Source organism: Staphylococcus sp. LKG3-1, assembly GCF_048568385.1.
Lineage (GTDB): Bacteria > Bacillota > Bacilli > Staphylococcales > Staphylococcaceae > Staphylococcus > Staphylococcus saprophyticus.
The window spans coordinates 1,107,444-1,134,170 of record NZ_CP183796.1 but is presented as its reverse complement, the minus strand read 5'-3'; the positions used below and the strand labels follow the sequence as shown (position 1 = coordinate 1,134,170).

Annotated in this window: 30 protein-coding genes and 1 riboswitch; of the genes, 29 read left to right on the top strand and 1 reads right to left on the bottom strand. The window is 34.3% G+C overall.

Annotation, left to right across the window (positions count from 1 at the left end):
- The first annotated feature begins 54 nt into the window (after positions 1 to 54).
- The 27 genes from fdaB (at position 55) to fabZ (ending at position 24,189) form a co-directional block, all read left to right on the top strand.
- A complete protein-coding gene (fdaB, locus tag ACM595_RS05675) occupies positions 55 to 915 on the top strand; it encodes a class IIb fructose-bisphosphate aldolase FdaB (RefSeq protein ID WP_002482706.1) in 861 nt (286 codons plus the stop codon).
- A gap of 380 nt (positions 916 to 1,295) precedes the next feature.
- Entirely contained in the window at positions 1,296 to 2,555 is a 1,260-nt protein-coding gene (locus ACM595_RS05670; RefSeq protein ID WP_419744472.1) for a UDP-N-acetylglucosamine 1-carboxyvinyltransferase, read from the top strand.
- A gap of 86 nt (positions 2,556 to 2,641) precedes the next feature.
- Positions 2,642 to 2,965 carry a winged helix-turn-helix transcriptional regulator gene (locus ACM595_RS05665; RefSeq protein ID WP_011302666.1) on the top strand — a complete coding sequence of 108 codons (324 nt, stop codon included), beginning with the start codon at positions 2,642 to 2,644 and terminating at the stop codon, positions 2,963 to 2,965.
- 412 nt (positions 2,966 to 3,377) lie between these two features.
- The gene (locus ACM595_RS05660) at positions 3,378 to 4,805 is read left to right on the top strand and encodes an aldehyde dehydrogenase family protein (RefSeq protein WP_002482709.1); all 1,428 of its coding nucleotides are present in this window, start codon (positions 3,378 to 3,380) and stop codon (positions 4,803 to 4,805) included.
- Positions 4,806 to 5,015: 210 nt separating this feature from the next.
- On the top strand, positions 5,016 to 6,332 hold the full coding sequence (rho, locus tag ACM595_RS05655) for a transcription termination factor Rho (protein ID WP_037538023.1): 1,317 nt from the start codon (positions 5,016 to 5,018) through the stop codon (positions 6,330 to 6,332).
- Positions 6,333 to 6,476: 144 nt separating this feature from the next.
- The gene (locus ACM595_RS05650; protein ID WP_002482711.1) at positions 6,477 to 6,734 is read left to right on the top strand and encodes a type B 50S ribosomal protein L31; all 258 of its coding nucleotides are present in this window, start codon (positions 6,477 to 6,479) and stop codon (positions 6,732 to 6,734) included.
- Between the two features lie 342 nt (positions 6,735 to 7,076).
- Positions 7,077 to 7,676 carry a thymidine kinase gene (locus ACM595_RS05645; protein WP_011302669.1) on the top strand — a complete coding sequence of 200 codons (600 nt, stop codon included), beginning with the start codon at positions 7,077 to 7,079 and terminating at the stop codon, positions 7,674 to 7,676.
- Entirely contained in the window at positions 7,676 to 8,752 is a 1,077-nt protein-coding gene (gene prfA, locus ACM595_RS05640) for a peptide chain release factor 1 (protein ID WP_002482713.1), read from the top strand. Before ACM595_RS05645 ends, prfA begins: the two co-directional genes overlap by 1 nt.
- A complete protein-coding gene (prmC, locus tag ACM595_RS05635; RefSeq protein WP_002482714.1) occupies positions 8,739 to 9,575 on the top strand; it encodes a peptide chain release factor N(5)-glutamine methyltransferase in 837 nt (278 codons plus the stop codon). Before prfA ends, prmC begins: the two co-directional genes overlap by 14 nt.
- A gap of 93 nt (positions 9,576 to 9,668) precedes the next feature.
- Positions 9,669 to 10,712 carry an L-threonylcarbamoyladenylate synthase gene (locus tag ACM595_RS05630; RefSeq protein ID WP_002482715.1) on the top strand — a complete coding sequence of 348 codons (1,044 nt, stop codon included), beginning with the start codon at positions 9,669 to 9,671 and terminating at the stop codon, positions 10,710 to 10,712.
- Positions 10,709 to 11,131: a low molecular weight protein arginine phosphatase gene (locus ACM595_RS05625; RefSeq protein ID WP_011302672.1), complete on the top strand. Its 423-nt coding sequence runs from the start codon at positions 10,709 to 10,711 to the stop codon at positions 11,129 to 11,131. Before ACM595_RS05630 ends, ACM595_RS05625 begins: the two co-directional genes overlap by 4 nt.
- 145 nt (positions 11,132 to 11,276) lie before the next feature.
- Complete coding sequence (locus ACM595_RS05620) at positions 11,277 to 11,801, top strand: TIGR01440 family protein (RefSeq protein ID WP_002482716.1); 525 nt, start codon at positions 11,277 to 11,279, stop codon at positions 11,799 to 11,801.
- Between the two features lie 22 nt (positions 11,802 to 11,823).
- Complete coding sequence (gene glyA / locus ACM595_RS05615) at positions 11,824 to 13,062, top strand: serine hydroxymethyltransferase (protein WP_002482717.1); 1,239 nt, start codon at positions 11,824 to 11,826, stop codon at positions 13,060 to 13,062.
- A 19-nt stretch (positions 13,063 to 13,081) separates the two neighbouring features.
- Entirely contained in the window at positions 13,082 to 13,711 is a 630-nt protein-coding gene (gene upp, locus ACM595_RS05610; RefSeq protein WP_002482718.1) for a uracil phosphoribosyltransferase, read from the top strand.
- A gap of 23 nt (positions 13,712 to 13,734) precedes the next feature.
- On the top strand, positions 13,735 to 14,865 hold the full coding sequence (gene wecB / locus ACM595_RS05605) for a non-hydrolyzing UDP-N-acetylglucosamine 2-epimerase (RefSeq protein WP_011302676.1): 1,131 nt from the start codon (positions 13,735 to 13,737) through the stop codon (positions 14,863 to 14,865).
- A gap of 159 nt (positions 14,866 to 15,024) precedes the next feature.
- Positions 15,025 to 15,375, top strand: coding sequence for an ATP synthase subunit I (locus tag ACM595_RS05600; protein WP_011302677.1), 351 nt, complete (start codon positions 15,025 to 15,027; stop codon positions 15,373 to 15,375).
- Between the two features lie 27 nt (positions 15,376 to 15,402).
- Complete coding sequence (gene atpB / locus ACM595_RS05595) at positions 15,403 to 16,131, top strand: F0F1 ATP synthase subunit A (protein WP_002482720.1); 729 nt, start codon at positions 15,403 to 15,405, stop codon at positions 16,129 to 16,131.
- Positions 16,132 to 16,170: 39 nt separating this feature from the next.
- Positions 16,171 to 16,377: a F0F1 ATP synthase subunit C gene (atpE, locus tag ACM595_RS05590; RefSeq protein WP_002482721.1), complete on the top strand. Its 207-nt coding sequence runs from the start codon at positions 16,171 to 16,173 to the stop codon at positions 16,375 to 16,377.
- A gap of 98 nt (positions 16,378 to 16,475) precedes the next feature.
- On the top strand, positions 16,476 to 17,003 hold the full coding sequence (locus ACM595_RS05585; RefSeq protein WP_011302679.1) for a F0F1 ATP synthase subunit B: 528 nt from the start codon (positions 16,476 to 16,478) through the stop codon (positions 17,001 to 17,003).
- Positions 17,003 to 17,542, top strand: coding sequence for a F0F1 ATP synthase subunit delta (locus tag ACM595_RS05580; RefSeq protein ID WP_002482723.1), 540 nt, complete (start codon positions 17,003 to 17,005; stop codon positions 17,540 to 17,542). The genes ACM595_RS05585 and ACM595_RS05580 overlap by 1 nt, the downstream gene beginning before the upstream one ends.
- A 20-nt stretch (positions 17,543 to 17,562) precedes the next feature.
- A complete protein-coding gene (atpA, locus tag ACM595_RS05575; protein WP_002482724.1) occupies positions 17,563 to 19,074 on the top strand; it encodes a F0F1 ATP synthase subunit alpha in 1,512 nt (503 codons plus the stop codon).
- A 31-nt stretch (positions 19,075 to 19,105) separates the two neighbouring features.
- Positions 19,106 to 19,972 (top strand): ATP synthase F1 subunit gamma, encoded by an 867-nt coding sequence (gene atpG / locus ACM595_RS05570; RefSeq protein ID WP_002482725.1) that lies wholly within the window; start codon positions 19,106 to 19,108, stop codon positions 19,970 to 19,972.
- 21 nt (positions 19,973 to 19,993) lie between these two features.
- Positions 19,994 to 21,406 carry a F0F1 ATP synthase subunit beta gene (gene atpD, locus ACM595_RS05565; protein ID WP_002482726.1) on the top strand — a complete coding sequence of 471 codons (1,413 nt, stop codon included), beginning with the start codon at positions 19,994 to 19,996 and terminating at the stop codon, positions 21,404 to 21,406.
- Positions 21,407 to 21,425: 19 nt separating this feature from the next.
- Positions 21,426 to 21,830 (top strand): F0F1 ATP synthase subunit epsilon, encoded by a 405-nt coding sequence (locus ACM595_RS05560; protein ID WP_002482727.1) that lies wholly within the window; start codon positions 21,426 to 21,428, stop codon positions 21,828 to 21,830.
- Between the two features lie 261 nt (positions 21,831 to 22,091).
- On the top strand, positions 22,092 to 22,325 hold the full coding sequence (locus ACM595_RS05555; RefSeq protein WP_011302682.1) for a DUF1146 family protein: 234 nt from the start codon (positions 22,092 to 22,094) through the stop codon (positions 22,323 to 22,325).
- Between the two features lie 106 nt (positions 22,326 to 22,431).
- Complete coding sequence (murA, locus tag ACM595_RS05550; protein ID WP_002482728.1) at positions 22,432 to 23,697, top strand: UDP-N-acetylglucosamine 1-carboxyvinyltransferase; 1,266 nt, start codon at positions 22,432 to 22,434, stop codon at positions 23,695 to 23,697.
- Between the two features lie 54 nt (positions 23,698 to 23,751).
- Complete coding sequence (gene fabZ, locus ACM595_RS05545) at positions 23,752 to 24,189, top strand: 3-hydroxyacyl-ACP dehydratase FabZ (protein WP_002482729.1); 438 nt, start codon at positions 23,752 to 23,754, stop codon at positions 24,187 to 24,189.
- 57 nt (positions 24,190 to 24,246) lie between these two features.
- Here the strand turns inward: fabZ and ACM595_RS05540 are convergent, their stop codons facing one another.
- Entirely contained in the window at positions 24,247 to 24,687 is a 441-nt protein-coding gene (locus ACM595_RS05540) for a YwpF-like family protein (protein WP_002482730.1), read from the bottom strand.
- 190 nt (positions 24,688 to 24,877) lie between these two features.
- Between ACM595_RS05540 and ACM595_RS05535 the strand changes: the two genes are divergently transcribed.
- Positions 24,878 to 25,297 carry a single-stranded DNA-binding protein gene (locus ACM595_RS05535; RefSeq protein WP_419744471.1) on the top strand — a complete coding sequence of 140 codons (420 nt, stop codon included), beginning with the start codon at positions 24,878 to 24,880 and terminating at the stop codon, positions 25,295 to 25,297.
- Positions 25,298 to 25,722: 425 nt separating this feature from the next.
- Entirely contained in the window at positions 25,723 to 26,439 is a 717-nt protein-coding gene (locus tag ACM595_RS05530; RefSeq protein WP_115338428.1) for a transglycosylase family protein, read from the top strand.
- A 130-nt stretch (positions 26,440 to 26,569) separates the two neighbouring features.
- Positions 26,570 to 26,668, top strand: a riboswitch (TPP riboswitch).
- The last annotated feature ends 59 nt before the right edge of the window (positions 26,669 to 26,727 follow it).

Below are 26,727 nucleotides of genomic sequence, written 5' to 3'. Positions count from 1 at the left end.
TTGATATAATTAGATTGTAAAAATATGTGCTTAAAGCACCAAGGAGGAACTTTCATGCCTTTAGTTTCAATGAAAGAAATGTTAATAGATGCAAAAGAAAATGGTTACGCAGTAGGTCAATATAACCTTAATAACTTAGAATTCACTCAAGCAATTTTAGAAGCTTCTCAAGAAGAGAACGCTCCTGTAATTTTAGGTGTATCTGAAGGTGCTGCTCGTTACATGAGTGGTTTCTATACAGTTGTTAAAATGGTTGAAGGTTTAATGCATGACAAAGAAATTACTGTACCAGTTGCAATTCACTTAGACCACGGTTCAAGCTTTGAAAAATGTAAAGAAGCAATTGACGCTGGATTTACATCAGTAATGATTGATGCTTCACATGGTTCATTCGAAGACAATGTTGAAATCACTTCAAAAGTTGTAGAATATGCTCATGAACATGGTGTTTCAGTTGAAGCAGAATTAGGTACTGTTGGTGGACAAGAAGATGATGTAGTTGCTGACGGCGTAATCTATGCAGATCCTAAAGAATGTCAAGAACTTGTTGAAAAAACAGGTATCGATACATTAGCGCCAGCATTAGGTTCAGTACACGGACCTTATAAAGGTGAACCAAAATTAGGATTTAAAGAAATGGAAGAAATTGGTGCTTCTACAGGATTACCATTAGTATTACACGGTGGTACAGGAATCCCAACGAAAGATATCCAAAAAGCAATTACTTTTGGTACTGCTAAAATCAATGTAAATACAGAAAACCAAATTGCTTCAGCTAAAGCTGTTCGTGAAGCTTTAGACAATGATAAAGAAGTGTATGATCCTCGTAAATATTTAGGACCTGCACGTGAAGCAATTAAAGCTACTGTTATTGGTAAAATTAAAGAGTTTGGTACATCTAACCAAGCAAAATAAGTTAACGAATAACTTTTGATACTTTATATATGTTGTATCGATTTATGAGGGCGAGACGTCGAAATCAAATTCATTTTTTTGATTTCTGCTTCGCTCTCTTTTTTATGTTATAATTTGTTAGGTTTGTGTAAAAAAGCAATCAGGAAAGCACGGATAACATAAAATTTTAATAATAAATCCTTATAATTATGATTTGAATTGGTAAATAATGGGAATTGAAAACAATAGTAAAAAAATTATATACAAGAGAAGACACTTTATTTTATATGAAATAAATTTTAATAAACTGATGTGCTTTGCAAACTGTAATAATTTAATTTATAATGCAAATGATGTTATGGAAGAGAAATATTGATTGAAAGGCAAAGGAGAACATACGAATGGCTCAAGAAGTGATTAAAATTAGAGGTGGTCAAACACTAAAAGGTGAAGTGAACAACCACGGTGCTAAAAATAGTGCAGTAGCAATTATTCCAGCCGCAATTTTGGCTGAAGACAAAGTAACTATTGAAGGCCTTCCAGAAATCTCTGATGTAGAAACTTTAGTAAGTTTACTTGGAGATTTAAATATTAAGACTGAATTAGATGGTATGACATTAAATGTTGATCCAAATGAAATTGAAAATGCACCATTACCTAATAATAAAGTAGAATCGTTACGTGCTTCATATTATATGATGGGCGCTATGTTAGGTAGGTTTAAAAAATGTGTGATTGGATTACCAGGTGGTTGTCCTTTAGGACCGAGACCCATTGATCAACACATTAAAGGTTTCAAAGCTTTAGGTGCTAAAATTGATGAATCAAGTTCTACATCAATGAAGATAGAGGCTGACAAATTAACAGGTGCGAATATCTTTTTAGATATTGTAAGTGTTGGTGCAACAATCAATATTATGCTTGCAGCAGTTCGTGCTGAAGGTCAAACTGTCATTGAGAATGCTGCAAAAGAGCCAGAAGTAGTTGACGTAGCTAATTTCTTAACAAGCTTAGGTGCAGATATCAAAGGCGCTGGCACAAGTACGATTAAGATTAATGGCGTAGAACATTTACACGGTTCACATCATCAGGTCATTCCAGATAGAATTGAAGCTGGTACATATATGTGTATTGCCGCAGCATGTGGTGAAGATATAACAATTAATAATATTATTCCAACGCATGTAGAACCATTAACAGTGAAATTAAAAGAGCTTGGTGTTGATATTCAAGTTGGTGATGATAGCGCCGTAATCAAACGTAGTACACCATATGCTAGTGTTGATATTAAAACACTTGTATATCCTGGATTTGCTACCGATCTTCAACAACCTATTACCCCATTATTGTTTATGGCTGATGGTGTATCATTTGTTACCGAAACGATTTATCCAGCACGTTTTAGACATGTAGATGAATTGAAAAACATGAGTGCAGATATTTCGGCAGATAATGGTACAGCAACAATTAAGCCATCTAAACTTACTGGCGCAGAAGTTTATGCTAGTGATTTACGTGCAGGTGCTTGCCTTATTGTAGCTGGTTTATTCGCTGAAGGTGTTACAACAATTTATAATGTAAAGCATATTTATCGTGGTTATACTAATATCGTTAGTACTTTAAAATCTTTAGGTGCAGACATTTGGACTGAAGAAGTATAGAAAATGTGGTATAATAAATATACTTAGTAACCAAAGTGTACTTAGTTTAAATGATAATAGAATAAATCGATATTGAGGTGATGACCATGAAAGTTTGCCCTTATCTAGAAGAAACCTTTAAAATAGTAGGTAGAAGTTGGAATGGTCTTATTATTAATTATTTATCTAGATGTACGGAAAAGTCTGCACACTTTTCAGATATGAAACGTGATTTAAAGACAATTACACCACGTGCACTTAGCATAAAGTTAACGGATCTTAGTGAATGGGGACTAGTTGAAAAGAAAGTGGTTTCTACCAGTCCAATGAATATTCTTTACCAACTGACAGATAAAGGTGATGCTTTAGCAGCAGCATTAGTGCCAATGGAAAAATGGGCTCAAGATTATATTGAACTCGAAAATAAATAGTAATTAAATTCTAAAGTAAAAGCGAAATTCAAAATATTACTAAAAGAGAATGGAGCACACAGTCTTAATTAGGTATTTCTAAAGACAATCAATTCTATTAGTTGTGATTGGAAAGTAGCGTATTAAAGTGGAAGTATAATTTAATCATTTTCGATTGCTCTGAATTTTTAAAGAGACCAAGACATAAATCGATGTCTTGGTCTCTTTTTGTATATGAATTGGAGTGTACATGTAGTTATTCACTGAATAACAAAATGGCGCTGAAATTTAATGGGTTAAAAAAATTGTATAAAATGAATGGAAAACGCTTTATAACAACGTTTGCTACGATTTGGCGTGAGCACTTATGTTTAAAAAAATGAAATCTCGGTTAAAATGGTATTATCAACACAAGTTAAGGAGTGAATTATTGATGAGAAATTTCATTAAACAATATATCAACGGAGAATGGGTTGAAAGTACAAGTGGAGAAACACTTGAAGTAATTAATCCTGCAACAGAAGAAGTTGCTGGTACGATTGCTAAAGGTAATAAAGAAGACGTGGAAAAAGCTGTAGAAGCAGCAGATAACGTATATTTAGAATTCAGACACACTTCAGTTAAAGAAAGACAAGATTTATTAGATCAAATAGTACAAGAATATAAAAATAGAAAAGAAGACTTAATTCAAGCAATTACAGACGAATTAGGTGCACCTCTATCTGTAGCGGAAAATGTACACTATCAAATGGGCTTAGATCATTTTGAAGCAGCACGTGATGCATTAAATGATTTCCAATTTGAAGAACGTCGAGGCGATGATTTAGTTGTCAAAGAAGCAATCGGTGTTTCAGGACTTATTACACCATGGAACTTCCCAACAAATCAAACGTCATTGAAATTAGCTGCTGCTTTTGCTGCTGGTAGTCCGGTAGTATTAAAACCTTCAGAAGAAACACCATTTGCAGCTATTATATTAGCAGAAATTTTTGATAAAGTGGGTGTACCTAAAGGTGTATTTAACTTAGTCAATGGTGATGGACAAGGTGTAGGTAATCCATTAAGTGAACATCCAAAAGTAAGAATGATGTCATTTACTGGTTCTGGCCCAACAGGTTCAAGTATTATGAAAAAAGCTGCAGAAGATTTCAAAAAAGTATCACTTGAACTAGGTGGTAAATCACCTTATATTATTTTAGATGACGCTGATATCGATGGTGCAGCAAGTGCAGCTGCTAATAAAGTAGTGTTCAACACAGGGCAAGTTTGTACTGCAGGTACAAGAACAATCGTTCCAGCAAGTATAAAAGAAGACTTTTTAACAGCTGTAAAAGAAAAATTCAGTCAAGTAAAAGTAGGTAACCCTAGAGAAGAAGGTACACAAGTTGGACCAATTATAAGCAAAAAACAATTTGACCAAGTACAAGCCTATATTGACAAAGGTATTGAAGAAGGTGCCGAATTATTATATGGTGGCCCTGGTAAACCTGAAGGATTAGACAAAGGTTACTTTGCAAGACCAACTATTTTTAATAATGTAGATAACAGCATGACAATTGCCCAAGAAGAAATATTTGGACCAGTAATGTCTGTGATCACATATAATGATTTAGATGAAGCAATCAAAATTGCAAATGATACAAAATATGGTTTAGCTGGTTACGTTTATGGTAGTGATAAAGATACACTTCATAAAGTAGCACGTTCAATTGAAGCAGGTACAGTTGAAATTAACGAAGCTGGACGTAAACCTGATTTACCATTCGGTGGTTATAAACAATCTGGTATAGGCCGTGAATGGGGCGACTACGGAATCGAAGAATTCTTAGAAGTTAAATCAATTGCAGGTTACTACAATTAATAAGTTAATTTAATAGGTAATGTGAATCTATATGAGAGTAGAACAATGAAATCTTTTTAAGAGAAATTAGATTTCTGTTCTACTCTCTTTTTATAATTTATATATCGAAATACATTTTGTAATTAAATAGGAAATTTGCTATAGTTATAAAAGTAGTAGCGTAGTTACTATGTTATTTAAAAAACTTATTTATGAAATGGGTGCAAGATAATGCCTGAAAAAGTACGAACATCACCTCAGTATGAATCGTTCCACGAGTTATACAAAAATTACACTACAAAAGATCTCACTCAAAAAGCAAAATCTCTTAAGCTAACAAACTATAGTAAATTGAATAAAAAAGAACTTGTTCTCGCGATTATGGAAGCGCAAATGGAAAAAGATGGTAACTATTATATGGAAGGCATTCTAGATGATATCCAACAAGATGGTTATGGCTTTTTAAGAACAGTTAATTATTCTAAGGGAGAAAAAGATATCTATATCTCAGCTAGTCAAATTCGTCGTTTTGAAATTAAACGAGGAGATAAAGTGACTGGTAAGGTTAGAAAGCCAAAGGATAATGAAAAGTATTATGGTTTATTACAGGTTGATTTTGTTAATGATGAGAATGCAGAAGAAGTAAAAAAACGTCCTCATTTCCAGGCGTTAACGCCGTTATATCCAGAAGAAAGAATTGTGTTAGAAACTACAAAGCAGAATTTTTCAACTCGAATCATGGATTTAATCACGCCAATTGGATTAGGACAACGTGGACTTATCGTTGCACCGCCTAAAGCAGGGAAAACCTCTTTATTAAAAGAAATTGCAAATGCAATTGCAACGAATAAACCTGATGCAGAATTATTTGTATTATTAGTAGGAGAACGACCAGAAGAGGTTACTGATATAGAAAGATCTGTAGAAACTGCAGAAGTAGTTCATTCTACATTTGATGAGCCACCTCAACACCATGTCAAAGTTGCAGAATTATTATTAGAACGTGCGAAACGCTTAGTTGAAATTGGTAAGGATGTCATTATACTAATGGATTCTATAACAAGATTGGCACGTGCTTATAACCTTGTTATTCCGCCAAGTGGTCGTACGTTATCTGGTGGGTTAGATCCAGCATCTTTACACAAACCAAAAGCATTCTTTGGTGCAGCAAGAAATATTGAAGCGGGTGGCAGTATGACTATATTAGCTACAGCTTTAGTTGAAACTGGTTCGCGTATGGATGACATGATTTACGAAGAATTTAAAGGTACTGGAAACATGGAGTTACATTTAGATCGTAAATTAGCAGAACGTCGAGTATTTCCAGCAATTGATATTGGACGCAGTTCAACACGTAAAGAAGAATTGCTCATTGATCCCAAAGAACTGGATTCATTATGGCAATTACGCAATATGTTTACAGATTCAACGGACTTTACAGAAAGATTTGTTCGTAAACTCAAACGAACAGACAATAACCAAGAATTCTTTGAACAGTTACAAAAAGCTGCTAAAGAAAGCACAAAAACGGGTAAACCAATCATTTAATTACTAAATGATTCATAGATATAATACCAATATGAGATTTAGGGTTGCGTTTTATATTTATAGACATTATAATTATCAAGTATTGGGTAAAAAACTCACAAAAAACTCTGTTCCAGATGGTTCAGGGCAAAGGAGCTGAAAATAATGAGACAAAATATTCATCCTGAATATCACAATGTTATCTTTTTAGATACTACTACAGATTTTAAATTCTTAAGTGGTTCAACTAAAACATCATCAGAGACAATGGAATGGGAAGATGGTAATGAATACCCAGTTATTCGTTTAGACATTTCATCTGATTCACATCCATTCTACACAGGACGTCAAAAATTCGCTGCGGCGGATGGTCGTGTGGAACGTTTCAACAAAAAATTCGGATTCAAATCAAGCAACGAATAATTGTTGGTATAAGGCATTCTCATTTTATGAGAATGCCTTTTTATGTTAAAAAGCACTTCCTAATCACAAATAGATATCATAAACAATGTTGAAATTCCTTTATTTTATGAGTAACGATACTGGCTGCAAGTATAGCATTAAATTTAAGTTTGTATACAATGTTGAAACAAAGTGGATCAGTTTTGTTAGTAGGCAGTTCAATGAGAATTTAACGATAGTTCTATTTGTATATCCCAAATTGTTACATAAAATTAACGCAGTAACTTGAAAATATATCCTATTTTGTAGTGGAAAATATGATATAATGAATCGATTATGTTTTGAAAAAAGGTGGAACGCATAATGTATGAAACTTATCATTCCGGGTGGATTGAATGTATTACTGGAAGTATGTTTAGTGGCAAATCTGAAGAGCTTATTCGTCGATTAAGACGAGGGCTTTATGCTAAACAAAAAGTAGTTGTATTTAAACCAGCTATAGATGACCGCTATCATAAAGATAAGATTGTTTCTCACAATGGCAATGCTATAGAAGCAATTAATATTTCGACAGCAGCTGAGATATTAAAGCACGATTTATCAGAAGTAGATGTAATTGGAATAGACGAAGTGCAATTTTTTGAAAATGGTATTGTACATATAGCTGAACAGTTAGCTGAAAAAGGACATAGAGTCATTACTGCTGGTCTAGATATGGACTTTAGAGCACAACCTTTCGAGCCAATGCCACAATTGATGGCTGTGAGTGAGGATGTAACTAAACTTCAAGCAGTTTGTGCGGTTTGCGGTGCATCGTCAAGTCGTACGCAAAGATTAATTGATGGTAACCCAGCAAAAATCGACGACCCAGTCATTTTAGTTGGTGCTAATGAAAGCTATGAACCCAGATGCAGAGCGCATCATATAGTAGCGCCTAGCAATACTGAGAAGGAGGAAATGTAGTGTTTGATCAATTAGACATAGTAGAAGAAAGATATGAACAATTAAATGAAATGTTAAGTGATCCTGATGTCGTAAATAATCCAGATAATTTACGTAAATATTCTAAAGAGCAGGCAGAATTACAAAAAACAGTGGACGTTTATCGCGATTATAAACAAACAAAAGAAGATATTTCTGAAGTAGAAGAAATGTTACGTGATACAAAAGATAATGATGAAATTGAAATGTTGAAAGAGGAACATCAAACACTTCAAAATAAAGTACCTAAGTTAGAAGAAGAACTTAAGTTCTTATTGATCCCTAAAGATCCTAATGATGACAAAGACGTTATTGTAGAAATTCGTGCAGCAGCAGGTGGAGATGAGGCGGCAATTTTTGCTGGTGACCTATTTAGAATGTATTCCAAATATGCTGAAACGTTAAATTATAAGACAGATATTGTAGAAGTTACCGAAAGTGATCATGGTGGTTATAAAGAAATAAGTTTTTCTGTTTCTGGTAATGGTGCTTTTAGTAAATTAAAATATGAGAATGGTGCACACCGTGTACAGCGTGTACCTGAAACTGAATCAGGCGGACGTATCCATACATCAACAGCTACAGTTGCAGTACTTCCTGAGGTAGAAGATGTTGAAATAGAAGTTCGCAACGAAGATTTGAAAATTGACACATACCGTTCAAGTGGTGCAGGTGGTCAGCACGTTAATACAACAGATTCAGCTGTGCGTATTACACATATTCCAACCGGTGTTATTGCGACTTCTTCAGAAAAATCGCAAATCCAAAACCGTGAAAAAGCACTAAAAGTATTAAAAGCACGCTTATTTGATATGAAATTACAAGAAGAGCAACAAAAATATGCTGCCCAACGTAAATCAGCAGTGGGTACAGGAGATCGTTCAGAACGTATCAGAACCTATAACTATCCGCAAAGCCGTGTAACAGATCATCGTATTGGTTTAACTTTACAAAAATTAGACCAAATTATGGAAGGTAAGTTGGATGAAATTATTGATGCTTTAACTTTAGCGGAACAAACTGATAAATTGAAAGAATTAAATAATGGTGAATTATAAAACATTATTAAATCAAGCTAAAGTGAAATGCAATGAACAAGGTATTGAATCAACGCGTGCCGAATGGTTAATGTTGGATTTGTTTAATTGGTCTAAAGCCAATTACTTAATGCATATGGATGATGAAGTAACACTTCAACATAAAAACTTATTTGATGACGCAACACAAAGAATGCTAAATGATGAACCAATACAATATATCCTAGGTAAACAAACATTCTATGGTGAAGTTTTTAAAGTGAATAAGCATTGTCTTATTCCAAGACCTGAAACAGAAGAAGTAATGCTTCATTTTTATAATCAACTTCATTCAGGAGATTGTGTTGTAGATATAGGCACGGGGAGTGGGAATATACCGATTTCATTAAAAAAATTGAACCCTTCATTAGAAGTTTATGCTACAGATTTATATACTTCAGCGTTATCTGTCGCTAAGGCTAACGCTAAGATGCACCAAGTAGAAATTAGATTTCTACAAGGTGATACATTAATGCCACTGATTGAGCACGGCATCAAAGTAAATGGACTTATTTCTAATCCGCCATATATTGATGATAATGATGCATTTATTATGGATAATACAGTGTTAAACTATGAACCACATACTGCGCTTTTTGCAAAAAACAATGGCTATGATATCTATGATAAAATTATAGATCAGTTACCCGAAGTATTATTGCCAAATGCGAAAGTTGTGTTTGAAATTGGATTTAATCAAGGACAAACATTGAAACAACGTATTATTGAGAAATATCCAAGTTTAGATGTACAAATCATTAAAGATATAAATAATAACGACCGAATAATTTCATTTGTTTGGTGATCATAAGTTATGTGCTAAACATGATTAATCATGAGAGTGCATAACTTTTTATTTTGTTTTAAAATAGATAACAAGATGAAAGGGTGAGTCTAAGTGAATACAAAAATATGGGATTTACGCCAATCTAATAATCAATTGAATACAGATAATGAACTGAATGATATAAAAGTAATTTTTGAAAATGGCGGTTTAATTGCTATACCAACTGAAACTGTATACGGATTGGGTGCAGATGCACGTAATGAAGCAGCAATTAAACACATTTATAGTGCGAAAGGTAGACCATCTGACAATCCTTTAATTGTTCATATCTATAAAGTTGAACAAATACAAGCTTTTACAGATAAGCTGTCAAAAGAAGTTGAAATGTTAATGAATGAATTTTGGCCTGGACCGATTTCATTTATTGTTCCATTAAAAAAAGGCTATTTATGTGAAAGTGTTAGTGGTGGGTTAGATTCCATTGCAGTGCGTATGCCAAGTCATCCAATCGGAAGACAAATACTAAAATATGTTGATATGCCAATTGCGGCACCCAGTGCAAATTTGAGTGGCAGACCCTCACCGACTACATTTGAACATGTTTATCGTGATTTGGACGGGCGTATCGATGGTATTGTGAATGGAGACCAAAGTGAAGAGGGGTTAGAAAGTACTGTGCTCGATTGTACACAATTTCCATTTAAAATCGCTAGACCCGGTTCTATCACAAAATCTATGATAGAAGCGGTTATTCCAGAAAGTGTGACAACAATAGGTACATTAGATTCTGAAAAACCAATTGCTCCAGGTATGAAATATAAACATTATTCACCTGATACACCAGTAAAAATATTGAAGTCTTTTAATGCGTTACCTACATCGACTTCAAATTGGACACAAACAGCGTTTATCGTACCTCGTAGCAAACAAGCGTTAATACCAGAAGCTGCGAAATTTATACCTTTATGCGAAGATGAAAATGATATTAAAGGGGCTAATCATAATCTTTATCAAATATTGCATCAGTTAGACCAAGACGATCAAATTCAACATGCCTTTATTTATGGATTTGATTTGAATGATAACACTACGGCAATTATGAATAGAATGATGAAAGCGGCTAATCAATCTATTATTGAAGGAGCAGATTTATGAAAATCATTTTTGTTTGTACAGGAAATACTTGTAGGAGTCCTATGGCTGAAAGTATCGCTCAGTCCAAATTACCTAACCATACAATTGTGTCACGTGGTATGTATGCTATAGATGGTCAACCGATATCAGATCATACTAAGGAAATTTTACTTGAGCGTCATTTAAATGTGCCATACCAAGCCCAGTCTTTTACTGCTTCAGATATAAATGCAGATTTAATATTGACGATGGGTTCATCTCATAAGCGCATAATTAAGGAATTGTATGATAACACCGATCACGTATTTACTTTAAATGAGTATGTAGACAAGATAGGAGAGGTTTCCGATCCGTTTGGTGGGAGTAAATCTGCATATCTTGAAATATATAATGAATTAAATTTACTGATAGATAGTTTAAAAAATAAAATATTAAACTAATAAATTGGTGAAATTAGTATAAGTACGTTAGTAAATACGTTATAATAAAAACGTGTAGCAAATTTGCTATCAGTCAATTTTGTATGTTTTAAAGCGGTTTGAGATTCAATTACTTTTTATGTCATTAATAAAAAGGGGTGCAAGAATGGAAGATTTGAAGTTATTGTTAGATGAATTAAAATCACAATCTTTTTTCAAGGCTAATGAATTATGCATTATCGGTTGTTCAACATCAGAAATCATTGGTGAACGCATTGGTAGTGTAGGTTCTATGGAAGTAGCTAAAGAAATATTTGATTCATTGAAAGTAATCGAAAATGAAACAGGCGTTTCTTTTGTATATCAAGGTTGTGAACATATAAACAGAGCGGTAACAATAGAAAGAGCACAATTCAATCCCCTCACGATGGAAGAAGTTACGGTTGTACCAGATGTTCATGCTGGTGGAAGTCTTGCCACTTATGCATACAAGCATATGGATGAACCAATGGTTGTTGAACATATATCGGTACCTAAAGGTATTGATATTGGTCAAACCCTTATTGGAATGCACATCAAGCATGTCGCTATTCCAGAACGTACAAGTGTTAAGCAAATTGGTGAAGCAATTGTAACCATCGCTTCTTCAAGACCTAAGAAAATTGGTGGCGAAAGAGCAAAATATAACTAATACAGAAACGAGGGAATTACCAATGTCATTTATTCAAAAGCAAGATAAAGAAATATATGAAGTGATTCAAAATGAATTTAACCGTCAAAATAACAATATCGAGCTCATTGCTTCAGAGAACTTTGTTTCAGAAGCAGTTATGGAAGCCCAAGGATCAGTGTTAACGAACAAGTATGCTGAAGGCTATCCTAATAGAAGATATTATGGCGGTTGTGAATACGTAGATGTGTCAGAAACATTAGCTATTGATCGTGCTAAAAAATTATTTGACGCAGAACATGTTAATGTTCAACCACACTCAGGATCTCAGGCCAATATGGCTGTTTATCTCGTAGCATTAGAACACGGTGATACTGTATTAGGTATGAATTTAAGCCATGGTGGCCATTTAACACATGGTGCACCTGTGAACTTTAGTGGTCAATTTTATAACTTTGTGGAATATGGTGTAGACCAAGAAAATGAGCAAATTGATTATGATGAAGTATTAAAAGTTGCTAAAGAACATAAACCTAAATTAATTGTTGCTGGTGCATCAGCTTATTCAAGAACAATCGATTTCAAACGATTCAAAGAAATTGCTGATGAAGTTGGCGCAAAATTAATGGTTGATATGGCACATATCGCTGGTTTAGTCGCAGTTGGTTTACATCCAAATCCTGTGGAATATGCAGATTTCGTAACGACAACTACACATAAAACATTACGCGGACCTCGTGGCGGCATGATTTTATGTAAAGAAGAATATAAAAAACAAATTGATAAAACGATATTCCCAGGTATCCAAGGTGGCCCATTAGAGCATGTGATTGCTGCTAAAGCAGTTGCATTTGGTGAGGCATTACAAGATGACTTTAAAGTTTATCAACAACAAGTGATTCAAAATGCTAAAACATTAGCTAACACATTGACTGACGAAGGATTTAGAGTTGTATCTGGAGGAACGGATAATCACCTCGTCGCAGTAGACGTCAAAGGTTCTGTGGGTATTACAGGTAAAGTTGCTGAAGAAACACTAGATGCAATTGGAATAACTTGTAATAAAAATACAATTCCTTTTGATCAAGAAAAACCTTTCGTAACGAGTGGTATCCGTTTAGGTACCCCAGCTGCAACAACACGTGGTTTTGATGAAACTGCTTTTGAAGAAGTTGCGAAAATCATTAGTTTAGTTTTAAAAGACCCAGAAAATGAAAAAGCATTAGCCGAAGGGAAAGAAAGAGTTAAGACTTTAACTTCAAAACATCCTTTATATAATTAAAATTGGAGGAAATAAATTTATGGGCAAAGTACATGTTTTTGATCACCCACTTATTCAACACAAATTAAGTTATATCCGTGACGTACATACTGGGACTAAAGAATTTAGAGAGCTAGTAGATGAAGTAGGTATGTTAATGGCATATGAAGTTACAAGAGATTTAGAATTACAGGATGTGGAAATAGAAACACCAGTAACAAAAATGATTGCTAAAAGATTAACAGGTAAAAAATTAGCGTTTGTACCAATCTTAAGAGCAGGATTAGGGATGACACAAGGTATTTTAACATTAGTACCTGCAGCTAGAATAGGTCATGTGGGTCTTTATAGAGATCCTGAAACACTAGAAGCCGTTGAATATTTTGTGAAATTACCACAAGATATTGAAGAAAGAGAAATTGTAGTTGTAGACCCAATGTTAGCAACAGGTGCTTCAGCTATAGAAGCTATTAATTCATTAAAAAAACGTGGTGCTAAAAATATTCGTTTTATGTGTTTAATCGCTGCCCCTGAAGGTGTAGAAAAATTACAAGCAGCTCATGAAGATGTGGATATATTTATCGCTGCATTAGATGAAAAGCTTGATGATCATGCATATATCACACCAGGTTTAGGTGATGCAGGTGACCGTTTATTCGGTACAAAATAGTTTCGCCCAGGAGTGGAGGAAAAATGAAAAAAATAATGACTGTCTTCGGCACACGTCCAGAAGCAGTAAAAATGGCACCTCTAATTCAAGCGTTGAAACATGACGATGCGCTAGAACCTATCGTAGTTGTTACGGCTCAACATAGAGAAATGCTTGATTCAGTTCTGACTAGCTTCCACATCACACCAGATTATGATTTGGATATCATGAAACAAGGCCAGTCACTGTCTGAAATTACGTCACGTATTTTATCGAGACTAGAGGATGTTATAAAGAAAGAACAACCAGATATGATACTCGTTCATGGTGACACAATGACGACGTTTGCTGGTAGTTTAGCAGCATTATATAATCAGATTCCTATAGGTCATGTCGAGGCTGGCTTAAGAACATGGGATAAATATGCTCCATTTCCTGAAGAAATGAATAGACAAATGGTAGGGGTAATGGCAGATTTGAATTTTGCCCCTACCAATAATGCTGCTCACAATCTTTTAGCAGAAAACAAACCAGAGGAATCAATCGTTGTGACAGGTAATACGGCTATAGATGCTATGAAGACGACAATACATGATCACTATCATTCTGAGATTATAGCAAAGCATAAAGATAAACGTATCATTTTGTTAACTGCGCACCGACGTGAAAATATTGGTGAACCTATGGTGCATATATTTAAAGCTGTTAGAGATATTGTCGAAGCATTTGAAGATGTCGTTGTGGTTTACCCAGTGCATAAAAATCCTAAAGTTAGGGAAATTGCAGAAACTTATTTATCAAATCACGAGCGAATTGAATTGGTGGAACCATTGGAAGTCGTGGATTTTCATAATTTTGCCCATCAATCATACTTGATATTAACTGATTCTGGAGGTGTGCAAGAAGAAGCGCCTTCATTAGGTAAACCTGTACTTGTGTTAAGAGATGCTACAGAAAGACCCGAAGGTGTGAATGCTGGTACGCTTAAAATAGTAGGCACCCACGAGAAAAACATATTTGATTCTACGAAACAATTATTAGATGACAAAATGTTATATGACAAAATGAGCCATGCACGAAATCCTTATGGAGATGGAAATGCCGCTTTACGAATTTGTGAGAATATCAAATATTATTTTCATATAATTTCCAAAAAGCCAGAATCATTCAAATAATTAAAAAGGGGGAATGTGTCGGTTCTGTGACAATTTGAGAAAAAATTAAACTACATTTTGTATAGAATTGACACGTTAACTACCCCTATATTATTATTAAAACTGTATGATTGAAATGGTTCTCATTATTGCATGAAAAAGATGAAGTGAGGCATAGTCATGGAACGTTTCAACATCATTTTTAATAGATACATTCAATACTATTTATATGGTATAGTTGTACTATTAATTGTGTTTATTTTCACATACTCACCATTTATATTAGGGCTTATAATAGGTACAATTGGATCACTTTTTAATACTTTTACTTTCGAATATTATTTAGCAAAGGCAAAAGAAAAAGATAACATACATATTTCAACGGGCAACGTTTGGAGATATTTAATAGTGGTTCTAGCATGTTGTATTTGGTATTTTTATAAGGATGAAATTAATATCATTGGTGTGGTTATTGGTTTAATGATTTCATATGTTTTAATTGTTTTCAAACCATTTTTACACAAGAAATAAATTTTAAAACGAAAGAGGTGAGAAAGCATGAATCATAAAGACCCTCTAGTCAGTTGGAATGTATTTGGTCTAGACATAGTGTTTAATCTTTCATCAATTATGATGTTGATTATTACAGCGGTTATTGTTTTTGTCATTGCTATTATTTGTACACGCAACCTCAAAAAACGACCAACTGGTAAACAAAATTTCATAGAGTGGGTTTTTGACTTTGTAAGAGGTATTATTGAAAGTAACATGGCATGGTCAAAAGGTGGGCAATTCCATTTCTTGGCAGTAACACTTATATTCTTTATATTTGTGAGTAATATGCTAGGACTTCCATTTCAATTAATTTCAGGGCATACGTTGTGGTGGAAATCACCAACAGCTGATGCGACAGTTACTTTAACACTGTCAACACTCATCATTCTATTAACACATTTTTATGGTGTTAGAATGAAAGGTACAAAAGGTTATTTCCAAAACTATACAAAACCAATCTTTTTATTACCAATTAATATCTTTGAAGAATTCACTTCAACTTTAACGTTAGGTCTTCGACTCTACGGTAATATTTTCGCAGGTGAATTGCTATTAGGATTATTGGCAGGATTAGTAACAGGTGATTCAACTAGAGCATGGGGTTGGATAATCGGGTTACCTGGTTTAGTTGTTTGGCAAGGGTTTTCAATATTCATCGGTACAATTCAAGCATATATTTTCGTTATGCTTTCAATGGTTTACATGTCCCATAAAGTTCAGGACAGTCATTAATTAATTAAATTTTAAAGAAAAACTAGGAGGATTTTATAAATGAATTTAATCGCAGCAGCAATCGCAATCGGCTTATCAGCATTAGGTGCAGGTATTGGTAATGGTCTTATCGTTTCAAGAACAGTAGAAGGTGTCGCTCGTCAACCAGAAGCACGTGGACAATTAATGGGTATTATGTTCATCGGTATCGGTTTAGTTGAAGCATTACCTATCATTGGTGTAGTTATCGCTTTCATGTCACTATAATTCAACTAATTATTATGGCGAAGTCTGAAAGACTTTCGCCGTTCGTTTTTATCAATAATGTCTTATGATTATAATGTATGAAAGGAGTGTCTATGTAAGTGACTGCTACGACAAATATGTTTGTACTTGGTGCAGCTGGAACTAGCGGCGTTCAATGGGGGACAATAATCGTTACGCTTGTAACTTTTCTTATCTTATTAGCTTTATTGAAAAAGTTCGCATGGGGTCCATTAAAAGATGTAATGGATAAACGTGAACACGATATTAATAAAGACATTGATGATGCTGAACAAGCTAAATTAAATGCACAAAAGTTAGAAGAACAAAATAAACAAACACTAAAAGAAACACAAGATGAGGTTCAAAAGATTTTAGAAGAATCTAAAGTTCAAGCTCGAAAACAACATGAAGAAATTATTCATGAAGCAAATATCAGAGCTAATGGCATGATTGAAACTGCACAGAATGAAATCAACAGTGAAAAAGAACGTGCAATTGCAGATATTAACAACCAAGTTTCTGAGCTTTCTGTTTTAATCGCTTCTAAAGTACTGCAAAAAGAAATCTCAGATAAAGATCAAAAAGCTTTAGTTGAAAAGTACATAAAAGAGGCAGGCGATAAGTAATGGCAAACATAGCAAAAAAATATGCCAAAGCATTATTTGATACTGCTAAAGATGCAGACATACTTGACGACATGTACGATGAATTTTCAACAATTAATGAAGCAGTTCAATCTGAAAATAAAAAGCTACAAGCATTGGATGCAGATCCACAAAAAGATGTTGAGCAACGTCGTCGCTTCGTAAGCATTGTATTTGGACAAACGAACCAATACTTGCAGAATATGCTGACAATACTTGCTAGCAATCGTCATTTAGGACACATTCATGAAATATATATCGCGTTTGAAACATTATATAATGAACAGCATAATCAAGACTATGCTGTAATCGAATCCGTATATCAATTGTCAGAAGAAGAATTATCAAGTATAGAAGAAATTATTAAAGCACGAACTAAACTTTCTAAAATAATGATTACTAACAAAATTAATCCTGAACTTATCGGTGGTATCAGAGTTAAAGTTGGTACGAAAGTGATGGACGCAAGTATTAAAAATGATCTTGCACAATTAGAAAGACAATTTATTAGAGTGAAATAAAATTTGAAGGAGTGACATAGATGGCCATTAAAGCTGAAGAAATCAGTGCATTACTTCGCTCACAAATCGAAAATTATGAGTCGGAAATGGCAGTTACTGATGTAGGTACAGTACTACAAATTGGTGACGGTATCGCACTAATCCACGGATTAAACGATGTTATGGCTGGTGAGCTAATAGAATTCAAAAGTGGCGTTCTAGGCTTAGCACAAAACTTAGAAGAATCAAATGTCGGTGTAGTTATTTTAGGACCATACGCTGATATCAAAGAAGGGGACGAAGTAAAACGTACTGGACGTATTATGGAAGTTCCTGTAGGTAACGAACTTATTGGTCGTGTTGTGAACCCACTTGGACAACCTATTGATGGACAAGGTCCAGTTAATACAACAAGCACAAGACCTGTAGAGAAAAAAGCAACAGGTGTAATGGACCGTAAATCAGTTGATGAACCATTACAAACTGGTATTAAAGCCATTGATGCACTTGTACCAATTGGTCGTGGTCAACGTGAATTAATCATTGGTGACCGTCAAACAGGTAAAACTACGGTTGCTATTGATACAATTTTAAACCAAGCTGATCAAGATACAATTTGTATTTATGTTGCTATTGGACAAAAAGATTCAACTGTTCGTGCTAATGTTGAAAAGCTACGCCAAGAAGGCGCGTTAGATTACACAATTGTTGTTTCTGCTTCAGCAGCTGACCCAGCTCCAATGCTTTATATTGCACCATATTCAGGTGTAGCTATGGCTGAAGAATTCATGTTTGCTGGTAAAGACGTTTTAATTGTTTATGATGATTTAACGAAACAAGCTGCAGCTTACCGTGAGTTATCACTATTATTACGTAGACCACCAGGCCGTGAAGCATACCCAGGCGATGTGTTCTACTTACATAGTAGATTACTTGAGAGAGCAGCGAAGTTAAATGATGATTTAGGTGGAGGCTCTATTACTGCCTTACCAATTATAGAAACACAAGCAGGCGATATCGCAGCTTATGTACCAACTAACGTTATTTCAATTACAGATGGACAAATCTTCTTACAATCTGATTTATTCTTCTCAGGTGTAAGACCTGCCATTAATGCTGGTCAATCTGTATCACGTGTTGGTGGTTCTGCACAGATAAAAGCAATGAAAAAAGTTGCTGGTACGTTACGTTTAGATTTAGCTTCTTATCGTGAATTAGAGTCATTTGCACAATTTGGTTCAGATTTAGATGAGTTTACAGCTAAAAAATTAGAACGTGGTAAACGTACGGTTGAAATCTTAAAACAAGATAAAAACAAACCACTACCTGTCGAAAATCAAGTATTAATTATTTATGCATTGACTAAAGGTTATTTAGATGACATCCCAGTAGAAGATATTACTCGTTTCGAGGAAGAATTAAATCTTTGGGCTAAGTCTAATGCGACTGAACTATTAAATGAAATTAAAACTTCAGGTGCATTACCAAAAGATGAAGCATTTGAATCAGCAATTACAGAATTCAAAAAAAGCTTTAGCAAATCAGAAGCATAATAGTTAATCTTAAATAAAAGGTGGTGAGATAATGGGATCTCTTAAAGAGATTGATACACGTATAAAATCAACCAAAAAAATGAAGCAAATTACGAAAGCAATGAACATGGTATCAAGTTCTAAATTGCGCCGTGCGGAAAGCAACACGAAACAGTTCAGACCATATATGGAAAAAATGCAAGATGCGATTACTGCAGTTGCAGGTGCAGATAAAAATTCACGTCACCCAATGTTACAACAACGAAAAGTGAAGAAAAGTGCCTACCTAGTGATTACAAGTGATAAAGGTCTTGCAGGTGCTTACAATGCAAACGTATTAAAACACCTTATAAAAGATATTGAAGAAAAACATGCAAGTAAAGATGATTATTCAATTCTAGTATTAGGTCAAACTGGTGTGGATTTCCTTAAAAATAAAGGTTATGACATACATGATTCACTTATAGATGTACCAGATCAACCTTCTTTTAAAGAAGTACAAGCAATAGCTAAAAAAGCTATAGATTTGTATAGTGAAGAAGAAGTTGATGAGGTGAAAATTTATTTTAGTCATTTCGTAAGTGTATTAGAAAATACACCTTCTACCAAAACTGTGCTTCCATTGTCTCCTGAGGACTCTAGCTTAGGACATGGTCAATTGTCATCATATGAGTTCGAACCAGACAAAGAGGCAATATTGAGCGTCATTTTACCTCAATATGTTGAAAGTTTAATATATGGAACGATTTTAGATGCAAAAGCAAGTGAACATGCTACGCGTATGACTGCAATGAAAAATGCATCAGATAATGCGTCAGAAATTATTGATGACTTATCTATTCAATATAACAGAGCAAGACAAGCAGCAATTACTCAACAAATCACTGAAATTGTCGGTGGCTCAGTTGCGCTTGAATAATTATTAAAGGAGGAAAAAAACATGGGATTAGGCCGTGTAACTCAAGTTATGGGTCCAGTAATTGATGTTCGCTTTGAGCACAATGAAGTTCCAGAAATTAACAATGCCTTAGTCGTAGACGTTGAAAGAGATGAAGGTACAGTATCTCTTACATTAGAAGTGGCATTACAACTTGGCGATGACGTCGTACGTACAATTGCAATGGATTCTACTGATGGTGTTAAACGTGGTACAGAAGTTCGAGATAGCGGAGATAGCATCAGTGTTCCAGTTGGTGATGCTACGTTAGGACGTGTGTTTAATGTTCTTGGTGATACAATTGACTTAGACGAGAAGCTTGATACTTCTGTCAAACGTGATCCAATTCATAGAGAAGCACCTGCATTCGATCAATTATCAACAAAAGTTGAAATCTTAGAAACAGGTATTAAAGTAATTGATTTACTTGCACCGTATATTAAAGGTGGTAAAATCGGTTTGTTCGGTGGTGCTGGTGTAGGTAAAACAGTATTAATTCAAGAATTAATTAATAATATAGCTCAAGAACATGGTGGTATTTCAGTATTTGCCGGCGTAGGTGAACGTACGCGTGAAGGTAATGACTTATACTACGAAATGAGTGATAGTGGTGTTATTAAGAAAACAGCTATGGTCTTCGGACAAATGAATGAGCCACCTGGTGCGCGTATGCGTGTTGCTTTATCAGGCTTAACAATGGCTGAACACTTCCGTGATGTACAAGGACAAGATGTTTTACTATTTATTGATAACATATTCAGATTTACGCAAGCTGGTTCAGAAGTATCAGCACTATTAGGTCGTATGCCATCAGCCGTTGGTTATCAACCTACACTTGCTACTGAAATGGGTCAATTACAAGAACGTATTACATCAACAACTAAAGGATCTGTAACGTCAATCCAAGCAGTTTTCGTACCTGCCGATGATTATACTGACCCAGCACCAGCAGCTGTCTTTGCTCACTTAGATGCTACAACTAACCTAGAACGTAAATTAACGGAAATGGGTATTTATCCTGCCGTTGATCCGCTTGCATCTACTTCTAGAGCATTAGACCCTACAATTGTTGGTCAAGATCATTATGAAATAGCTCGTGATGTACAATCTACATTACAAAAATATAGAGAATTACAAGATATTATTGCTATTTTAGGTATGGATGAATTATCAGAAGAAGATAAACAAACTGTTGAACGTGCACGTCGTATCCAGTTCTTCTTATCACAAAACTTCCACGTAGCTGAACAATTTACTGGTCAAAAAGGTTCATATGTACCTGTTCAAAAAACGGTAGAAGGCTTCAAAGCAATTTTAGATGGCGAATATGATCATATCCCTGAAGATGCATTCCGTCTTGTAGGTAGTATGGAAGAAGTAATCGCAAAAGCTAAAGATATGGGTGTTGAAGTTTAAAAATTAGGAGGTAAAGATAATGAACACATTAAGCCTAAATATTGTCACTCCTAATGGTTCTGTTTACGACCGAGAAGATGTTAATCTTGCAGTATTACAAACTACTGCAGGAGAAATCGGTGTTATGTATGGACATATTCCAACAGTTGCAGCACTTGAAATTGGCTATGTCAAAATAAATTTTGACGGTGGTTCAGAATATATTGCAGTGAGTGAAGGTTTTGTTGAGGTTAGACAAGATAAATTATCAATTATTGTACAAACTGCAGAACCTGCGAATGAAATAGATGTTGCTAGAGCTGAATTAGCAAAATCTAGAGCAGAATCTCATTTGAATAATGAAGAAGATAACAGCGACGTTAATAGAGCTAAACGTGCTTTAGAAAGAGCGAATAACCGTATTCGCGTCGCGAACTTACAATAAATTATATCATTGGTGAGTGGGATGTTACTTTTTCCATTTAGGCATCTACTACTCACTCCAAAAGGAGTCTAAGACATGAAAAATGTCTTAGACTCTTTTTTTATAGACGTAAGTTCGTATAGTAAAGTAGACACAAAAATAAAAAGTGAAGTGCTCAAACAACAAAAGCATTATAGTTAATTAAATTCTGCAGTTCTTAAGTATCTTTTAATGATTATTTCGTGTAAAATAAATTGACAGTCTAAAGTGAGGAGTTATTGTATGGAGTATCTAGGACAATTTTCAATTGTACATCTTATCTTACATGTGGTTTGTATTTGTATTGCTTATTGGGCATTAAATGCAGTGAGATTAGAGCAGTTTTTTAAAAAGGGGTATCCCTTACAAGTTCAAATTTGTATGATTTTTTTAGCAATATTACTTGGAACAGCTGTTAGTAATTTTATTGTGGATTTGTTACAATACTCAACGCAAATAAAATATTTAGCACAATAATTCAAATACTTGTATATCTTTTTGAATTATAGATATAATAATTTAGAAGTACATAAAATAGTTTAATTAAAATGAAATATATAAGTAGCAAAGTGGAGGATTTAAGATGGATATGATAGAAATTAATGGTGGAAATAGATTAACTGGGGAGGTTAAAGTGTCAGGTGCCAAGAATGCTGTATTACCAGTATTAACTGCTTCACTTTTAGCATCAGAAGGTGTCAGTAAACTTATGAATGTACCTGCATTAAGTGATGTAGAAACGATAAATAATGTGATTTCAACATTAAATGCAGAAGTTTCATACGATAAAGACGAAGAATCAGTAACTGTAGATGCAACGAAAGAATTAAATGAAGAGGCTCCATATGAATATGTAAGTAAAATGAGAGCCAGTATTCTTGTTATGGGTCCATTATTAGCCCGCTTAGGTCATGCTAAAGTCGCATTGCCAGGTGGTTGCGCAATTGGTTCAAGACCAATTGAACAGCACATCAAAGGTTTCGAAGAACTTGGTGCTGATATTCACATGGATGGTGGTTTTATTTATGCAAGTACTGAAAATGGATTAAAAGGTACAACCATTCATTTAGACTTCCCAAGTGTGGGCGCAACGCAAAATATTATCATGGCAGCTTCACTAGCAGAAGGTAAAACAGTATTAGAAAATGTTGCAAGAGAACCAGAAATCGTTGATTTAGCAAATTATATTAACGAAATGGGAGGTAACGTTTCTGGAGCTGGCACGGATACGATCATTATCCATGGTGTAGAAACACTTCACGGTGTGGAACACGCGATTATTCCTGATAGAATTGAAGCAGGTACACTCCTGATTGCTGGTGCGATTACACGTGGTGATGTACTTGTAAATGGTGCTATAAAAGAACATATGACAAGTCTTGTTTACAAATTGGAAGAAATGGGTGTGAATCTAGATTATCAAGATGACGCAATTCGCGTAAGAGTAGAAGATGAATTAAAACCCGTAGATATTAAAACATTACCTCATCCAGGATTCCCTACGGATATGCAATCACAAATGATGGCATTATTACTAACAGCTGAAGGACATAAAGTAGTAACTGAAACTGTATTTGAAAATAGATTTATGCATGTAGCCGAATTTAAACGTATGAACGCTAAGATTTCTGTCGAAGGCAGAAGTGCTAAGATTGAAGGTAAGAGTGAACTACAAGGTGCACAAGTAAAAGCTACTGACTTACGTGCAGCAGCAGCACTTATATTAGCCGGACTTGTAGCTGATGGAACGACGCAAGTAACAGAATTAAAGCATTTAGACAGAGGTTATGTTGACTTACACGGTAAATTAGAAGCACTAGGTGCAGAGATAAAACGAACACAAGCTTAATACATGATTCGCAATTGAAGTGGCGATTCAAGAACAAGATGGAGGAAGTAAACAATGGAAACAATTTTTGATTATAACCAAATTAAAGAAATCATACCGCATAGACAACCATTTTTATTAATTGATCGTGTTGTTGAATATGAAGTAGGTACACGTTGTGTGGCTATTAAACAAGTATCAGGTAATGAACCGTTTTTCCAAGGTCATTTTCCGGAATATGCAGTTATGCCTGGTGTTTTAATTACAGAAGCGCTTGCTCAAACAGGTGCAGTAGCGATTTTAAATAGTGAAGAAAATAAAGGGAAACTTGCATTTTTTGCTGGAATTGATAAATGTCGCTTCAAAAAACAAGTTACTCCTGGAGATACTTTAAAATTAGAAGTTGAAATAACAAAAATGCGTGGGCCAATCGGTAAAGGTAACGCAAAAGCTACCGTCGATGGTGAAGTAGCATGTAGTTGTGAATTAACGTTTGCAATTCAAGCAAAGTAAATAAAAGACCTCAAGCTCAGTTGTAAATACAACGGTTTGAGGTCTTTTTTATAGTAATTATTTTTCTATTTTTTCATCTTTTAATCTTGGTTTAGATTGCATCATACGATTGAAAGATTTTTTAAGTTCGTCTCCTGTTAAACCTTCATCAATAAGTTGTTCTAATAAACTTTCTGCATATACTTGTCTTAATGTATAAATATGACATTCAAAAACGATGGAGATTGTACTTTCCAGTTTTTTTATGTTTTTAATCGTCGCATCAAAAAGAGCCGGATCATTTGCTGGACGTGTAATCACTACGCGTATATCTAATAAAGTTTCATCATCCATATATTGTTTCATTGTTTCATAATGATAATCTGAAATAACAATTTCTAATAACCAACCAGTTCCACTATTTTCTTTATTGATAATAACGCCATCTTCTATTTCATATTCTGTAACGCCACCACTATCTGATACGATTTGAAATCGAACAGCTTTAAATGATTTCATCGTTCTCACATCCAATTAATAAATTTAACTTCTACAATTATTCGAATTATACAATCATTATAACGTAATTTTAAAAGAGAAAGGTAAAATTTGTAGAATTTAGTATTAAAACATCTTTTGAATTCTGTGTTATTGTACTTTGACGGTATTGTGTAAAATTCATAGAATATAGTTATAAAGGAGGTGACATATGATTAATAACATTGTTATCGTAGGGCGACTAACTAAGGACCCTAAAATATATGATAAGGAGGAGAAAAAATTAGCTACATTTTGTGTAGCTGTATCAAGGAACTATAAAGATAAGAATCAAACCCCGGTATGTGATTATTTATTTTGTAAAGCATTTGGAAAAATGGCAACAAACATTGAGAAATATACGAAGCAAGGCTCACTTGTAGGTATAACAGGCCAAATGCAATCACATAAATATGAAAAAGAAGGTCAGACGCATTTTGTATCAGAAATACTTATTGAATCAATTAAATTCATGTCTCCACAAAACAAAGATAAAAATGATTTACTTTTTGAACCATTCCCGCTAGAGCATTCCCAAAATGTATTTAAAGACATTAACGTACAAAATAATGATATATATGAAATTGTATAAACCACCCACCCTAAATCTACCCCTAATCTAATCATCCACTTTAATATACATTTAAATCCTACTATCAATTATACTTCTATTGGCTATCCCTCTTAAAATATCCCTATAAGAGGGATAGCTTATTTAATATAGAATCAGCAATCAAATCGCTAATAAGTAATTTAAATAAAACTGAATAATCTGATATATTACAATCATATTACGTGAAATTTTACTTTTCATAGCCTTTAAAAACTATCACAGAAGTTTTTAAAGGGATAAAAAATTATATTCAAAGATAAATTAAATGTAATTTCATTGTAAAAAAGGTCGATTTTTTTTATTTCACTGTAACCTACAACGATTTTTTGAATGTTATAGTTGTATTTGCAAATTAATCATAAATAAAAATAAACTTAATTACCTTATAGGAGGACTTTTTTACAATGAAAAAAACAGTAGTAGCATCAACATTAGCAGTTGGACTTGGCGTAACAGGATTCGCAGCAGGAAATTCAGCAGACGCTTCAGAACAAGGCGTTGACAAAGCACAATTAGCACAACAAGCTCAAAGTAATTCAGAATCATTAAATGCAGCACCAGTTCAAGACGGTGCTTACGACATTAACTTTAACTATAATAATACTGATTATAGCTTCCAATCAGACGGTCAATATTGGACTTGGAGCTATGGACAAGGTTCAACTAATGCACCAGCACAAGAAACTGCTGAGCAACCACAACAAGTTGAACAACCACAACAAACTGAGCAAGCTTCAACTGAACAACCAGCACAAGAAGCTGCACCACAAACTGAAGAAACACAACAACCACAACAAGAAGCAACTACACAAAATACTTCAAGCTCAAATGAATCAACTTCAAATGAATCTAGTTCAAGTGAAGCTTCAGAAGGTTCATCAGTAAATGTTAACTCTCATTTACAAGCAATCGCGCAACGTGAATCAGGCGGCGACCTTAAAGCTGTTAACCCATCATCAGGTGCAGCAGGTAAATATCAATTCTTACAAAGCACATGGGATTCAGTAGCACCATCTGAATATCAAGGTGTATCACCAACAGAAGCACCTGAAGCAGTACAAGACGCAGCAGCGCAAAAACTTTATGATACAGAAGGCGCTTCACAATGGGTTACTGCATAAAAAATTAAGTGTAGTAATGAACTTAAGATAAATATTTAAAGCTGAGACATATATGTCTCAGCTTTTTTTATAGTCAGTTATTTTGCAAATTTGTCAGTATTTTGTTATCTTTTAATTAAACAAAATATAAAAACGCTACTAGGGGAGCCAGTTGGCTGAGATGATTAAATTCAGACCCTTACAACCTGATTTGGTTAATACCAACGTAGGAAAGTAGTTTAATCTAAAGTTGGGGTATAAATCCTCGCTATTAATTAACTACGTTTCTGTCGGGAATGTAGTTTTTTT

What these genes read in the sequence shown, in the direction of transcription:
- fdaB (WP_002482706.1), top strand. Translation starts at nt 55, where the DNA reads ATGCCTTTAGTTTCAATGAAAGAAATGTTAATAGATGCAAAAGAAAAT.
- ACM595_RS05670 (WP_419744472.1), top strand. Translation starts at nt 1,296, where the DNA reads ATGGCTCAAGAAGTGATTAAAATTAGAGGTGGTCAAACACTAAAAGGT.
- ACM595_RS05665 (WP_011302666.1), top strand. Translation starts at nt 2,642, where the DNA reads ATGAAAGTTTGCCCTTATCTAGAAGAAACCTTTAAAATAGTAGGTAGA.
- ACM595_RS05660 (WP_002482709.1), top strand. Translation starts at nt 3,378, where the DNA reads ATGAGAAATTTCATTAAACAATATATCAACGGAGAATGGGTTGAAAGT.
- rho (WP_037538023.1), top strand. Translation starts at nt 5,016, where the DNA reads ATGCCTGAAAAAGTACGAACATCACCTCAGTATGAATCGTTCCACGAG.
- ACM595_RS05650 (WP_002482711.1), top strand. Translation starts at nt 6,477, where the DNA reads ATGAGACAAAATATTCATCCTGAATATCACAATGTTATCTTTTTAGAT.
- ACM595_RS05645 (WP_011302669.1), top strand. Translation starts at nt 7,077, where the DNA reads ATGTATGAAACTTATCATTCCGGGTGGATTGAATGTATTACTGGAAGT.
- prmC (WP_002482714.1), top strand. Translation starts at nt 8,739, where the DNA reads ATGGTGAATTATAAAACATTATTAAATCAAGCTAAAGTGAAATGCAAT.
- ACM595_RS05625 (WP_011302672.1), top strand. Translation starts at nt 10,709, where the DNA reads ATGAAAATCATTTTTGTTTGTACAGGAAATACTTGTAGGAGTCCTATG.
- ACM595_RS05620 (WP_002482716.1), top strand. Translation starts at nt 11,277, where the DNA reads ATGGAAGATTTGAAGTTATTGTTAGATGAATTAAAATCACAATCTTTT.
- glyA (WP_002482717.1), top strand. Translation starts at nt 11,824, where the DNA reads ATGTCATTTATTCAAAAGCAAGATAAAGAAATATATGAAGTGATTCAA.
- upp (WP_002482718.1), top strand. Translation starts at nt 13,082, where the DNA reads ATGGGCAAAGTACATGTTTTTGATCACCCACTTATTCAACACAAATTA.
- wecB (WP_011302676.1), top strand. Translation starts at nt 13,735, where the DNA reads ATGAAAAAAATAATGACTGTCTTCGGCACACGTCCAGAAGCAGTAAAA.
- ACM595_RS05600 (WP_011302677.1), top strand. Translation starts at nt 15,025, where the DNA reads ATGGAACGTTTCAACATCATTTTTAATAGATACATTCAATACTATTTA.
- atpB (WP_002482720.1), top strand. Translation starts at nt 15,403, where the DNA reads ATGAATCATAAAGACCCTCTAGTCAGTTGGAATGTATTTGGTCTAGAC.
- atpE (WP_002482721.1), top strand. Translation starts at nt 16,171, where the DNA reads ATGAATTTAATCGCAGCAGCAATCGCAATCGGCTTATCAGCATTAGGT.
- ACM595_RS05580 (WP_002482723.1), top strand. Translation starts at nt 17,003, where the DNA reads ATGGCAAACATAGCAAAAAAATATGCCAAAGCATTATTTGATACTGCT.
- atpA (WP_002482724.1), top strand. Translation starts at nt 17,563, where the DNA reads ATGGCCATTAAAGCTGAAGAAATCAGTGCATTACTTCGCTCACAAATC.
- atpG (WP_002482725.1), top strand. Translation starts at nt 19,106, where the DNA reads ATGGGATCTCTTAAAGAGATTGATACACGTATAAAATCAACCAAAAAA.
- atpD (WP_002482726.1), top strand. Translation starts at nt 19,994, where the DNA reads ATGGGATTAGGCCGTGTAACTCAAGTTATGGGTCCAGTAATTGATGTT.
- ACM595_RS05560 (WP_002482727.1), top strand. Translation starts at nt 21,426, where the DNA reads ATGAACACATTAAGCCTAAATATTGTCACTCCTAATGGTTCTGTTTAC.
- ACM595_RS05555 (WP_011302682.1), top strand. Translation starts at nt 22,092, where the DNA reads ATGGAGTATCTAGGACAATTTTCAATTGTACATCTTATCTTACATGTG.
- murA (WP_002482728.1), top strand. Translation starts at nt 22,432, where the DNA reads ATGGATATGATAGAAATTAATGGTGGAAATAGATTAACTGGGGAGGTT.
- fabZ (WP_002482729.1), top strand. Translation starts at nt 23,752, where the DNA reads ATGGAAACAATTTTTGATTATAACCAAATTAAAGAAATCATACCGCAT.
- ACM595_RS05540 (WP_002482730.1), bottom strand. Translation starts at nt 24,687, where the DNA reads ATGAAATCATTTAAAGCTGTTCGATTTCAAATCGTATCAGATAGTGGT.
- ACM595_RS05535 (WP_419744471.1), top strand. Translation starts at nt 24,878, where the DNA reads ATGATTAATAACATTGTTATCGTAGGGCGACTAACTAAGGACCCTAAA.
- ACM595_RS05530 (WP_115338428.1), top strand. Translation starts at nt 25,723, where the DNA reads ATGAAAAAAACAGTAGTAGCATCAACATTAGCAGTTGGACTTGGCGTA.